This window comes from Methanogenium sp. S4BF, from assembly GCF_029633965.1.
Taxonomy (GTDB): Archaea; Halobacteriota; Methanomicrobia; order Methanomicrobiales; family Methanomicrobiaceae; genus Methanogenium.
Genome location: NZ_CP091277.1, coordinates 2070613 through 2084375, shown reverse-complemented (window position 1 = coordinate 2084375; position 13763 = coordinate 2070613). Strand labels below are relative to the sequence as shown.

Here is a 13763-nt window from a genome sequence, read left to right as displayed (position 1 = left end):
TGAAGAACACCCCACAGAATATCGGGATATTCTAAATTACATATCAGTTACTGTACCACCAATTCCTTCGGCTGTTCAGTGCAGAACCAGACATTCTCGGGATGGGTTTTCTGGTCACCCGCATCATTCTTTGCCCGGCCGCTTTCCTCTGCACCCGGCCCATTGACCTCCTGTTCCGGATGCCTATGAAGGGATCGTTGTACACGAACCCCGGATTTTTTCTTAGAAAACATGAGTCGGATCACCATTTGGGTTTCATCATCATTGGCAGTTTTATTCATACCATATCCTCCCACACTGACGAAACAACAAATACCGTGGTTGACAGAATCTTCAGATTGCAGGCCCATCTGCCAAATGGTTAGCAGGTTATCTCTGCACCATCCCAAAAAAAACGCAGAGATGACCATAGAGTTCTTTTGCCTTATCATCCATACGTGTAATCCGCGGTGGGAATTCCCGCATACCACAGTGGGCGAAGTCATTTCTGATGCTGGAGAGTTCTCCCCAGAGATGGGTTGCCTGCTCTTCCCAGGGGAGCTGCATATACCAGTCAGTGAGGCCGGTCGGATTGTAGGGAGATTGTTTCAGATCCAGGAGGGCAGCCCCGAAGGTCTGAGACATCTCATACCGTATTTCAGGGTTCAGCCATTCGGTATAGCCATCTCGATAACGGATGAGGAGCATGACATTCACCATCCACTCGCGGGAGAAGGTCACCCCCTGGAGCAGGAGACCGCGTTCGATCATGAATCCAATCAGGCCGAGCTCTTTTTCCACATGAGCCCAGGTGAGGCCTTCATCCGGATTCGGTTTGCGGATCCCGAGGTCGCCCACAGTTCGGATCTCATCAAGCACCTCCACAAGGGGCGGGGTGAATACCTCCATCTCGCCGGTGACCTCATCGATATCACGGGCGATACCGGAGGCAAAGTTCAGGGCCTCAACCGGGCGTGCCATTCGTGTCGCAAGCGCAAATCCGTCCAGGGTTTCTGCAAATCGCGAGAGTTTCTCCGGTGCATCCAGACGCCCGGAGAGGTAGGCCTCTTTTGCGGTCCGGTTTGCAAGGCAATTGATGCCGGCCCCATCCATCGACCGGAGAAAGGCGTGCACACTGGTGGTCCAGTCCAGTATCGAGAGAAATGGTGTCAAATCCAGAAGAGGGGACGGCTGGCCTTCACCCCGGTCCGGGCTATAAAATACATGCGAAATCTCTGCCTTGCCGGTTGTTCGCAGAAATGCTGCGGAGAGAAAACCGACCAGAAGAAGAGAGCGGAACCCGTGGGTGATATCAAAGACAATTTTTTCACCGTCATCGATGCTGTTTTCAAGTGCCCTGAAGATCTCCCATAGTTCGTCTTCGGTCTCCCCGTCGGGAATAATCTCCAGCTCCGGATGAACGCCACATCCAACAAGTGCCGCTGAAACCGGTTCCCATGCGGCATTTCGGTCACCTTCCGGTGCAAAGATTACGGCAGTGTCCACTGTTCCAAGGAGGCGACATATTGCCTCCTGTACAAACCGTGTTTCGCAGGACGTACCTGCACAGGTATACACACCCGCCCCGCCCTCCTGCCCGCCCAGAAATGAGATCAGTTTCAATGATGGCACCTTCTTGCCCTGAAAGGAATAATTCTGCTGCCAAAACGGGAGTGCCGATTAGTCACCAGAAAGAACGTCTCCCGTATCTTTCTTTTGGTTCAACTGTTATGTACGTTCGTCTGGAAAGTGCATCTGACAGAAGAAGTCATGTACCTGAACCAGATCTTTACCGACGCAAAAACGTTCATCCACAGGCACACACAGATACGAGCAATAATTCCCGGTGTGAAATATGTGCATACCATGAACCGGCATGAAATCCTGCCTGTACTGATACTGTTTGTAATTGCTGTAACAGCCTGCATCCTTCTTGCAGCACCATCAATTTTTCATTCAGAAACGGAGAACAATGAAGACAACGGCATACATGACCTTGACTACCTTAAAACCAATATTAAGACCGTGCTGCGCTCTATTGGAGGATCAACAGAGCGTGCCGCCCAGACACTATCTTCTGCCGAATCAATATCTGCACCGGAGGTACAGCCTGTGCTGGATGAACTGCTCTCCGGGGCAGGCTATGCCCTCTCATATGCTACCATAGTCCCGAACGGCACCATTACTGCCGTCGCACCCGAAGCGTATTCAGGATCTGTCGGAATAAACATCACCGGAAGTGAGCCGGGAGAGACCATCATTAAGACACGAGAACCATTTCTCTCGGATGCATTCATCGCAAAAGAGGGATTTACGGGAATAGAAATTGCATGGCCGGTATTTTCAGAGGATGCTGAATACAAAGGCAGTGTACTTGCTATGGCAGACCCTTCCGTATTGGTCAGGGAAATTGTCGCCCCGGTTGAGGAGGAAAGGGGCATAACGGTAACCATCATGCAGCCGGACGGATTTATCCTTTACGACCGGGATACAGCCCAGGTAGGGAAGAATCTCTTTGAAGACCTTCCGTTTACCAATTATCAGAGCCTGCAGGTATTGGGAGAAGAGATTTCTGCGAAGTCTGCAGGAAGCGGGGAGTACACATTCTATCACTCTTCGAAAGATACCCATTATTTGGTACAAAAACATGCTGAATGGGATACTGCGTCATATCTGGGTAAACAATGGAGAATAATTCTGTTTACAAAAAAATAGTTCAGCATACATTCCCAATAACATCCGGATATTTACTACGTAATGAAAAGAATACTCAAAACCTCTGTTTTCTTATTCAGACAATAGATTCCCGTCAATTGATGCAGTCTGAATGAAACCGGGAAACCCGTTACGTTGCGGATATGCAGGAATTCCCCACCACATACTATTGCCTACGGTATACGATGGTATATCCTATGAAATTGAATTTACAGGCGCTCACGCTCACTGGTTAACCAGTATCGGAACAGAATAATCACATGCAGTCATCTGCGGTACAGGAATCCTTTCCGGGCACTCACGCTCTTTTGTATCGTATATACAGAACAGAATAACCCCTTAGAACCAGTTTACAGATAAGAATCAACCGCAGAGCCTCGGCTCTCAGGTATAACAGTTATAGAACAGATTTTCATTTCTTTGCAGAGCATTTGCAGCGAAGTATGGTTCCCGAGCACTCGCGTAACTCAGTACAGCATACTACGTGAACGGGCTTAACTTCCGGGTTCGGTATGGGTCCGGGTGTTGCCCCGCTGCTATGGCCGCAAATACAGAAGCTGTGTATCGTGTGTGCACACTGGATTTCGTCTGAGTTTTAACGGAGCACGTAAATCAGTGTTAGCTGATTCGGGCGTTAGTACTCGTGGACTGAACACGTCGTTACCTTCGTGCGTACATCCCGAGCCTATCAAACGGATCTTTTATCCATGCCCTCAGACGAGGTCTCTTTTTAGGTCTGGTTTCAAGCTTAGATGCTTTCAGCTTTTATCCATTATCGCGTAGCCACTCGGCACTGCCCTGTCGGACAACCGATCTACCAGTGGCGACGACGGAAAGTTCCTCTCGTACTATTTCCGTCTTACCCTCAGACCTCTAACACTCCAAATAGATAGTAACCGACCTGTCTCACGACGGTCTAAACCCAGCTCACGATCCCCTTTAATAGGCGAACAACCTCACCCTTGGCTGCTGCTGCACAGCCAGGATGGAAAGAACCGACATCGAGGTAGCAAGCCGCCGGGTCGATATGTGCTCTTGCCGGCGACGACTCAATTATCCCCGGGGTAGCTTTTCTGTCGTCAATAGCACTCATCAAAAGCGCGTATTGGTTCGTTAGACCCGAGTTTCCTCTCGTGAACACTTGCTATGCGTGTTCACGTCAGGCCAACTTTTGCTCTTGACACTCTTCTGTGAGTTTCTGACTCACATGAGTTGACCTTGGGGCACCCTTGATATCTTTTCGAGGGTGTGGCGCCCCACCCAAACTGCCTACCTACCGATGTCCTCACAAGGAGTTAGTGTTACAGTATACAAAGGATGGTGTCTCATTGGTGACTAACCAGCCCCCACGAGGGCTGGATCGACATCTCCCATCTACTCTGCGCAATGAATACCGTAACACAACGACAGGCTGCAGTAAAGCTCCACGGGGTCTTCACTTCCCATTTGGAGTCCCTAGCCTTTGCACTAGGATAAAATGTTCAACGGACTTGTGTTTGGGACAGTAGGGCTCTCGTTAATCCATTCATGCAAGTCGCCAATTAAGCGACAAGGTACTACGCTACCTTAAGAGGGTCATAGTTACCCCCGCCGTTTACAGGTCCTTCGTCCGGTTGAACCCGGTTTTCAGATACCTGCACTGGGCAGGAATCACAGACTATACTAGTCCTTACGGAGTTGCAGTCTGCTATGTTGTTATTAGACAGTCGGAGCCCCCTGGTCACTGCGACCTGCCCGATCTCCGGGCAGGCACCCCTTATTCCAAAGTTACGGGGCCATTTTGCCGAATTCCCTAAACACAATTAAACCGACACGCCTTAGCCTACTCAGCTAGGGGCACCTGTGTCAGATCTCGGTACGGACATCTGATTCCCTTTTCACGGGTTCCAGGAATTTGCTTTATTACTCCATCACGCTTTCACTCAATTCTCACCATTACGGTTCTCCGAGAGCTTATACGATTAGACAGGGCGACAGCCCTGCAAAGCATATCCAGAAACGTCGGGGTCCGAAGACTACAATCAGATGGTACAGGAATATTAACCTGTTTCCCTTTCGCTATACTCGAGTTACGGTATAACTTAGGACCGACTAACCCTCGGCTGACGAACATTGCCGAGGAAACCTAGCCCCTTCGGCGGTTAGGATTCTCACCTAACTATGCTTCTACTAATGCCAGAATTCTCAATTCTACACGGTCCACAGGAACTTACGCCCCTGCTTCCGCCCATGCAGAGCGCCTCTCTACGCCATCACCTTGCGGTGGTCTGTGGTATCTGTGGTAGGTTTTAGCCCCGTCCATTTTCAGCGCCCTAAACCTCGACTGGTAAGCTGTTACGCACTTTTTAAAGGGTAGCTGCTTCTAAGCTCACCTTCCAGTTGTCTTTGGCCTAGGACATCTTTTAGTGTTGACACTTAACCTACACTGAGGGACATTAACCACAGTCTGGGTTGTCTCCCTTACGCATTACAAGCTTACCCCGTAATGCGGACTTCCAGCCTTCTACGACGACGGGGAATTCGGAGTTTGACAGGAAGGTGAGGAATTTCTTCCCCAACTCCTCCAATCAGTGCTCTACCTCACCGTCTATCTCCAGCCAGGTCATGCTACGGCATGTTTCGAGAGGAACCAGCTGATGCCCAGTTCGATTGGCCTTTCACCCCTATACGCAGGTCACACGAATGATTTGCATATCAATACCGCTACGGCCCTCCACGCAACTTTCGTCACCCTTCAGCCTGCCCACGCATAGATCACTGGGCTTCGGGTCTTATCCTGTCGACTACACGCACTATTAATACGTCGTCCCATGTCGAAACTACGGACTTGTCGCTTTCGCTTCGGCTTCCCTTACCGGTTAACCTCGCCAACAGAATAAACTCTCTGGCCCGTTCTTCAAAACGTACGTTATGACACCGGCAGTACACCTCATACAACCGCCTCGCGACGGGTTCTTTCGATGTAAAGATCCTTGCATGCCATAACACACTATCACCTATCAGTTTCAGGCACTTTTAACCACCTTTCCAGGGTTACTTTTCAGCTTTCGCTCACGCTACTAATGCGCTATCGGTTTCGAGGAGTATTTAGTTTTGGAGGTTGATGACCCCCAGGTTCATGCGAGAATTCCAACCCGCACTACTCGAGACACTTCCTCATCAAACATCGGTATGCGTACGGGGCTATCACCCTCTGTGGCAAACCGTTCCAGAAATATTTCCGCTTCGGATGTTTGATTAAACGGAAGGCTCACAACACCACATGTCCCCGAAGGGATTCGGTTTGAACTCTGTCGTTTTCGATCGCTTTTACTCACGACATCTCGTTTGATTTCTCTTCCTCCCCCTACTGAGATGTTTCAATTCGGGGGGTTCCCAATCCTTACGGATCGCTTCTTAAAGAAGCAGGAGGTCCCATTAGGGAATCTCCGGATCATAGGTTCCATGCGCCTACCCGGAGCTTATCGCAGCTTGGCACGCCCTTCATCGGCACTCGAACCGAGCCATCCACTGACAGGTTTGTATCAGCTTGTCTTTTTTGATTGTGTCCGTTAAAACTCATTTAACGTCCAATGTGCACACCTTTACACAGCCTCAAAGAGTCGGTTAGACTCTCGGCCCTTCCCCGATGACTCACGTCTCCGGGTGCATGGGAGCCTGGTGTTTCAGATTAAATGGTTATTACTAACCACTCTGATTACCAGGCAATGGACTTAAGGGGATTTGAACCCCTGGCCTCGGCGTTGCAAACGCCGCGCTCTTCCAGCTGAGCTATAAGCCCATATCCTGTTGACACCGACAATTTTACGTTTTGTTTAATAACCGCTTACCCAGTTCTTTAGGAGGTGATCCAGCCGCAGATTCCCCTACGGCTACCTTGTTACGACTTAACCCTCCTTGCGAAACCTAGATTCGACTGCGGCAAAAACCACAGGCTCATCCAAACCTCACTCGGATGGTTTGACGGGCGGTGTGTGCAAGGAGCAGGGACGCATTCACCGCGCTATGTTGAAACGCGATTACTACGGATTCCAGCTTCATGTGGGCGAGTTACAGCCCACAATCCGAACTTAGGACAGGTTTAAGAGATTGCCTTCACCTTTCGGTGTCGATACCCATTGTCCTGCCCATTGTAGCCCGCGTGTAGCCCGGATAATTCGGGGCATGCTGACCTACCGTTGCCCATTCCTTCCTCCTCTTTAGCAGAGGCGGTCCCAACAGTGTCCTCTTCGTTCCGGAGAACAAGCTAGCAACTGTTGGCGTGGGTCTCGCTCGTTGCCTGACTTAACAGGATGCTTCACAGTACGAACTGACGACGGCCATGCACCTCCTCTCAGCTGGTCAAACAGAGTCTTCAGCCCGGTTATCATTCCGCTGTCCTATCCGGTGAGCTTTCCGGCGTTGAGTCCAATTAAACCGCAGGCTCCACCCGTTGTGGTGCTCCCCCGCCAATTCCTTTAAGTTTCAGCCTTGCGACCGTACTTCCCAGGCGGCACGTTTCACGGTTTCCCTTCGGCACCCCGGTGACTCGTGGTCACCAGTACACCTAACGCGCATAGTTTACGGCTGGGACTACCCGGGTATCTAATCCGGTTCGCTCCCCCAGCTTTCGTCCCTCACTGTCGGAGCCGTTCTGGTGAGATGCCTTCGCCATCGGTGGTCCCCCGGGGATTACAGGATTTCACTCCTACCCCCGGAGTACCTCTCACCTCTCCCGGTCCCTAGACCAACAGTATCTCTTAGACGCCCGCCGGTTAAGCCGGCGGATTTCCCAAGAGACTTATCGGTCCAGCTACGGACGCTTTAAGCCCAATAATAGTGGCCACCACTCGAGCCGCCGGTATTACCGCGGCGGCTGGCACCGGTCTTGCCCGGCCCTTTCTTCAGATGCTTTTTAGACACCTGGACAGCCCGCGTATACGGGCACTCGGGGTTCCCTTATCACAGTTTCCTGCATTGTAAAGTTTTCGCGCCTGCTGCGCCCCGTAGGGCCTGGAATCGTGTCTCAGATTCCATCTCCGGGCTCTTGCTCCCACAACCCGTATCGATTACAGGCTTGTTGGGCCGTTACCCCAACAACAACCTAATCGACCGCAGATCCATCCTAAGGCGCCGGAACTTTCGACTAAAGAACATTCCAGTATCTCTAATCTATGGAGTATTATCCCCAGTTTCCCGGGGTTATCCTCCACCTTAGGGCAGGTTATCCACGTGTTACTGAGCAGTCCGCCGAGGGTCTGAACCCTCTCGACTCGCATGGCTTAATCGAACCCCGATAGCAGTGACCTCTGGCAGGATCAACCAGAATTAATTTCTTGAAGTAGGCAAACTGATACCTCAGTTTTACTCATCAAAGCACACTTACTTTCGGCTTATTTTTTAAAGGATATTAGCGGTTACTAAACAAATTTCCGCATTGCCAGTGCCAACGTCAGAACCAACACTCCCATTCGAGCGATTTTGGTTCTCCATCAAAATCTCGGACTACAATATAGGAATTGAAGGATTATAAACCCTTGCATTTCCGATTGGAATCCTGTGTTAAATCCCTGCAGCAGCCGGCGGATTGCCGGACGACTCCAGAGATTTGTATTCCTTGGATATTTTTATTGTCAGCAGATCAAACAAAGGCAGTTCAGCCCTCGAATGTCTCAAACAATCGACCTAACAACATGGCACTCGCAGAGATATAAAGGTTGCCAAAAAAATAGACATTCACCACCAGATCAACATCCGAAAAGCAACGAATATGCCAAAAACATAGACCGTTTTGCAGAAAATACCAAAACGCGCAGAACTACCTAATGAAAGTAGAATAATCATTCAAAACGGTGACATTTATCGCACAATTTATGAATGCAACAATGGCGCCGCCGGGAATGTGCAGCAAATCATCACTTCACACTTCACCTAAAACATGCACAACCAGAATTATCCGGAATAATCCATTTTGAAAGCCACATCAGCCCTTCATTCAGACAGAGTATTCTTCGAAGTTACAAAAAGATTCAACCCGCCTTTTTGGCACACGAAAACGGAATCACACACATACTCCCGGATATGCAAATGTGATCAGAATCTTTTCAGTCGGCCCCGTGACACAGACCGGAGATGCTTCATTTGGGCCAGATAGGCCATCATTTGGAAAGACATGTCACAGGAGAACAGAATTATGGATCTGAAAACGAATAATCCGGTTTTTTGAGATGATACGCCCACGAATAATCTGAAATCAGGGCACGGACAAACCCAATCAAACCCAATCAGAGCAGATTCACCAGATAAGAATACTTATCCGGCACGAATATCTTGTTTACACGGAATTTTCGGCATCTAATGAACCCATGTTTTTCTGAAGAACGCCCAACGCTGTTCCAATTGAAAGTAATCCCCACTAACTACCACCATACGTGTAACCGCATGGAAGTACCCATACCAATACTTACCAAACAGAATGCAGCGATAATTCCTTTCGCCAATTGCAGATCCCATCTGCCCCCTAGATATGAGAAAAAGGATGATAGTCCACGTCAACTCAATCATGGAATCACACTATCACGAGCGCAATTACCTGATACCCCGAGCCTCTCAGGATATCATCCAGGCCACTTCCCTTCACAGGAATCAGCCCACAAGCACTATTACTCCCTGACAACACGGACAAAGTTCAGAACATCCGATGTAAATCCAAAAGCGAAGATACAGCAATTTCGGAAAAAGACATTTCGAACAGTATTTTTCTTAGCAAATGGTGAAAAACAGTATGATCTCGTACATTCGAATAACAAATCACAACGCGATTTTCATACCATCGGAATGTCTGCAGCAGTTGAAAATGGATAGACGGACTGTCGAAAAGAAGAAGGCTGCAGAGGTGGCATACTTGCATTGCCAGTTTATTCAAACTCCACCGGCGCTTTTTTCAAACCAACTGGAGCGAAACAGAGATTGCCGTACCGACAACCAACCGAAGGGATTGATTCGCAGGCACAAAAGAGGAAAGTGAACAGAAATCTCAAAATACATTTCATGCATGCGTATCCATTCAAACGTTGCCACTCCCCGGTGAGCAAAGTAAGGAACGAATACTGATGCAGGAAAGGAGTGATGGCTTCAGCAAATACACGCACCGTAAACAGGCCCAAAAGACATGCATTCCTGCAAGGAATCCACTACTATCCTCTTTGCACAAAATGATATCACCATCCCCGTCTATGGCATTTCACCACACACGCTTAAGAAATCAACAATAGATGTGCCTTTCAGACCCTCACCCGGAAATCACCTCACAGACGGGATGCAAATCAGGAGTACCCTCCCAATCAGATGCAGATATATTTTAACCAATATACAGCAATTTCGGAAAAATGTACAACATCACATATCCTCAGCCACGAACACATCCATCTCAAATGTCAATACCAACGGCCCCTGCATCCAGCGAACACAGGAAATCCAGAGATGCCGGTCACCTATGAAAACAGATTTTGCAGAACCAGCTCATTTCACATGAAGCATCGGGATAAACATATCCGGAATCATCATAAAAACAGGCAAAGACAAGCATACTCCTTAGCTGTCTTATGCAGCACAAAATAATTCCTGCAGACGCCTCCGACAGAACAATAAAACCCCGGGGCTCACGCTCCTTTGTATACCCATTCCCGAACAGAATAATCACATGCAGTCATCTGCGGTACAGCAATCCTTTCCGGGCACTCACGCTCTTTTGTATCGTATATACAGAACAGAATAACCCCTTAGAACCAGTTTACAGATAAGAATCAACCGCAGAGCCTCGGCTCTCAGGTATAACAGTTACAGAACAGATTTTCATTTCTTTGCAGAGCATTTGCAGCGAAGTATGGTTCCCGAGCACTCGCGTAACTCAGTACAGCATACTACGTGAACGGGCTTAACTTCCGGGTTCGGTATGGGTCCGGGTGTTGCCCCGCTGCTATGGCCGCAAATACAGAAGCTGTGTATCGTGTGTGCACACTGGATTTCGTCTGAGTTTTAACGGAGCACGTAAATCAGTGTTAGCTGATTCGGGCGTTAGTACTCGTGGACTGAACACGTCGTTACCTTCGTGCGTACATCCCGAGCCTATCAAACGGATCTTTTATCCATGCCCTCAGACGAGGTCTCTTTTTAGGTCTGGTTTCAAGCTTAGATGCTTTCAGCTTTTATCCATTATCGCGTAGCCACTCGGCACTGCCCTGTCGGACAACCGATCTACCAGTGGCGACGACGGAAAGTTCCTCTCGTACTATTTCCGTCTTACCCTCAGACCTCTAACACTCCAAATAGATAGTAACCGACCTGTCTCACGACGGTCTAAACCCAGCTCACGATCCCCTTTAATAGGCGAACAACCTCACCCTTGGCTGCTGCTGCACAGCCAGGATGGAAAGAACCGACATCGAGGTAGCAAGCCGCCGGGTCGATATGTGCTCTTGCCGGCGACGACTCAATTATCCCCGGGGTAGCTTTTCTGTCGTCAATAGCACTCATCAAAAGCGCGTATTGGTTCGTTAGACCCGAGTTTCCTCTCGTGAACACTTGCTATGCGTGTTCACGTCAGGCCAACTTTTGCTCTTGACACTCTTCTGTGAGTTTCTGACTCACATGAGTTGACCTTGGGGCACCCTTGATATCTTTTCGAGGGTGTGGCGCCCCACCCAAACTGCCTACCTACCGATGTCCTCACAAGGAGTTAGTGTTACAGTATACAAAGGATGGTGTCTCATTGGTGACTAACCAGCCCCCACGAGGGCTGGATCGACATCTCCCATCTACTCTGCGCAATGAATACCGTAACACAACGACAGGCTGCAGTAAAGCTCCACGGGGTCTTCACTTCCCATTTGGAGTCCCTAGCCTTTGCACTAGGATAAAATGTTCAACGGACTTGTGTTTGGGACAGTAGGGCTCTCGTTAATCCATTCATGCAAGTCGCCAATTAAGCGACAAGGTACTACGCTACCTTAAGAGGGTCATAGTTACCCCCGCCGTTTACAGGTCCTTCGTCCGGTTGAACCCGGTTTTCAGATACCTGCACTGGGCAGGAATCACAGACTATACTAGTCCTTACGGAGTTGCAGTCTGCTATGTTGTTATTAGACAGTCGGAGCCCCCTGGTCACTGCGACCTGCCCGATCTCCGGGCAGGCACCCCTTATTCCAAAGTTACGGGGCCATTTTGCCGAATTCCCTAAACACAATTAAACCGACACGCCTTAGCCTACTCAGCTAGGGGCACCTGTGTCAGATCTCGGTACGGACATCTGATTCCCTTTTCACGGGTTCCAGGAATTTGCTTTATTACTCCATCACGCTTTCACTCAATTCTCACCATTACGGTTCTCCGAGAGCTTATACGATTAGACAGGGCGACAGCCCTGCAAAGCATATCCAGAAACGTCGGGGTCCGAAGACTACAATCAGATGGTACAGGAATATTAACCTGTTTCCCTTTCGCTATACTCGAGTTACGGTATAACTTAGGACCGACTAACCCTCGGCTGACGAACATTGCCGAGGAAACCTAGCCCCTTCGGCGGTTAGGATTCTCACCTAACTATGCTTCTACTAATGCCAGAATTCTCAATTCTACACGGTCCACAGGAACTTACGCCCCTGCTTCCGCCCATGCAGAGCGCCTCTCTACGCCATCACCTTGCGGTGGTCTGTGGTATCTGTGGTAGGTTTTAGCCCCGTCCATTTTCAGCGCCCTAAACCTCGACTGGTAAGCTGTTACGCACTTTTTAAAGGGTAGCTGCTTCTAAGCTCACCTTCCAGTTGTCTTTGGCCTAGGACATCTTTTAGTGTTGACACTTAACCTACACTGAGGGACATTAACCACAGTCTGGGTTGTCTCCCTTACGCATTACAAGCTTACCCCGTAATGCGGACTTCCAGCCTTCTACGACGACGGGGAATTCGGAGTTTGACAGGAAGGTGAGGAATTTCTTCCCCAACTCCTCCAATCAGTGCTCTACCTCACCGTCTATCTCCAGCCAGGTCATGCTACGGCATGTTTCGAGAGGAACCAGCTGATGCCCAGTTCGATTGGCCTTTCACCCCTATACGCAGGTCACACGAATGATTTGCATATCAATACCGCTACGGCCCTCCACGCAACTTTCGTCACCCTTCAGCCTGCCCACGCATAGATCACTGGGCTTCGGGTCTTATCCTGTCGACTACACGCACTATTAATACGTCGTCCCATGTCGAAACTACGGACTTGTCGCTTTCGCTTCGGCTTCCCTTACCGGTTAACCTCGCCAACAGAATAAACTCTCTGGCCCGTTCTTCAAAACGTACGTTATGACACCGGCAGTACACCTCATACAACCGCCTCGCGACGGGTTCTTTCGGTGTAAAGATCCTTGCATGCCATAACACACTATCACCTATCAGTTTCAGGCACTTTTAACCACCTTTCCAGGGTTACTTTTCAGCTTTCGCTCACGCTACTAATGCGCTATCGGTTTCGAGGAGTATTTAGTTTTGGAGGTTGATGACCCCCAGGTTCATGCGAGAATTCCAACCCGCACTACTCGAGACACTTCCTCATCAAACATCGGTATGCGTACGGGGCTATCACCCTCTGTGGCAAACCGTTCCAGAAATATTTCCGCTTCGGATGTTTGATTAAACGGAAGGCTCACAACACCACATGTCCCCGAAGGGATTCGGTTTGAACTCTGTCGTTTTCGATCGCTTTTACTCACGACATCTCGTTTGATTTCTCTTCCTCCCCCTACTGAGATGTTTCAATTCGGGGGGTTCCCAATCCTTACGGATCGCTTCTTAAAGAAGCAGGAGGTCCCATTAGGGAATCTCCGGATCATAGGTTCCATGCGCCTACCCGGAGCTTATCGCAGCTTGGCACGCCCTTCATCGGCACTCGAACCGAGCCATCCACTGACAGGTTTGTATCAGCTTGTCTTTTTTGATTGTGTCCGTTAAAACTCATTTAACGTCCAATGTGCACACCTTTACACAGCCTCAAAGAGTCGGTTAGACTCTCGGCCCTTCCCCGATGACTCACGTCTCCGGGTG

General features: G+C 49.4%; 3 protein-coding genes, 1 tRNA gene and 5 rRNA genes. 1 reads left to right on the top strand and 8 read right to left on the bottom strand.

The annotated features are described in order from the left end of the window. Positions 1-47 precede the first annotated feature (47 nt). Complete coding sequence (locus L1S32_RS09975) at positions 48-281, bottom strand: hypothetical protein (protein ID WP_278154950.1); 234 nt, start codon at positions 279-281, stop codon at positions 48-50. A gap of 88 nt (positions 282-369) precedes the next feature. Next, positions 370-1602, bottom strand: coding sequence for a TM1812 family CRISPR-associated protein (locus L1S32_RS09970; RefSeq protein ID WP_278154949.1), 1233 nt, complete (start codon positions 1600-1602; stop codon positions 370-372). A gap of 243 nt (positions 1603-1845) precedes the next feature. On the opposite strand from L1S32_RS09970, the gene L1S32_RS09965 reads away from it, so the two are divergent. Continuing rightward, positions 1846-2694: a hypothetical protein gene (locus tag L1S32_RS09965; RefSeq protein WP_278154948.1), complete on the top strand. Its 849-nt coding sequence runs from the start codon at positions 1846-1848 to the stop codon at positions 2692-2694. Positions 2695-3122: 428 nt separating this feature from the next. On the opposite strand, the gene rrf (L1S32_RS09960) is transcribed toward L1S32_RS09965, so the two are convergent. The 6 genes from rrf (L1S32_RS09960) to L1S32_RS09935 all read right to left on the bottom strand — a co-directional run bounded on the left by rrf (L1S32_RS09960) (position 3123) and on the right by L1S32_RS09935 (position 13650). Then, positions 3123-3244: ribosomal RNA gene (gene rrf, locus L1S32_RS09960) — 5S ribosomal RNA — on the bottom strand. A 65-nt stretch (positions 3245-3309) separates the two neighbouring features. Next, positions 3310-6229 (bottom strand): 23S ribosomal RNA (locus L1S32_RS09955). Between the two features lie 173 nt (positions 6230-6402). Beyond that, positions 6403-6475 (bottom strand) — tRNA-Ala (locus L1S32_RS09950). A gap of 59 nt (positions 6476-6534) precedes the next feature. Further along, positions 6535-8002 (bottom strand): 16S ribosomal RNA (locus tag L1S32_RS09945). Together the 16S, 23S and 5S rRNA genes with 1 tRNA gene alongside form the textbook arrangement of a ribosomal RNA operon. A gap of 2541 nt (positions 8003-10543) precedes the next feature. Continuing rightward, a 5S ribosomal RNA gene (rrf, locus tag L1S32_RS09940) occupies positions 10544-10665 on the bottom strand. A 65-nt stretch (positions 10666-10730) separates the two neighbouring features. Next, positions 10731-13650 (bottom strand): 23S ribosomal RNA (locus tag L1S32_RS09935). Positions 13651-13763: the final 113 nt, after the last annotated feature.

Coding starts and splice junctions, on each gene's coding strand:
- L1S32_RS09965 (WP_278154948.1), top strand. CDS start 1,846: ATGAACCGGCATGAAATCCTGCCTGTACTGATACTGTTTGTAATTGCT.
- L1S32_RS09975 (WP_278154950.1), bottom strand. CDS start 281: ATGAATAAAACTGCCAATGATGATGAAACCCAAATGGTGATCCGACTC.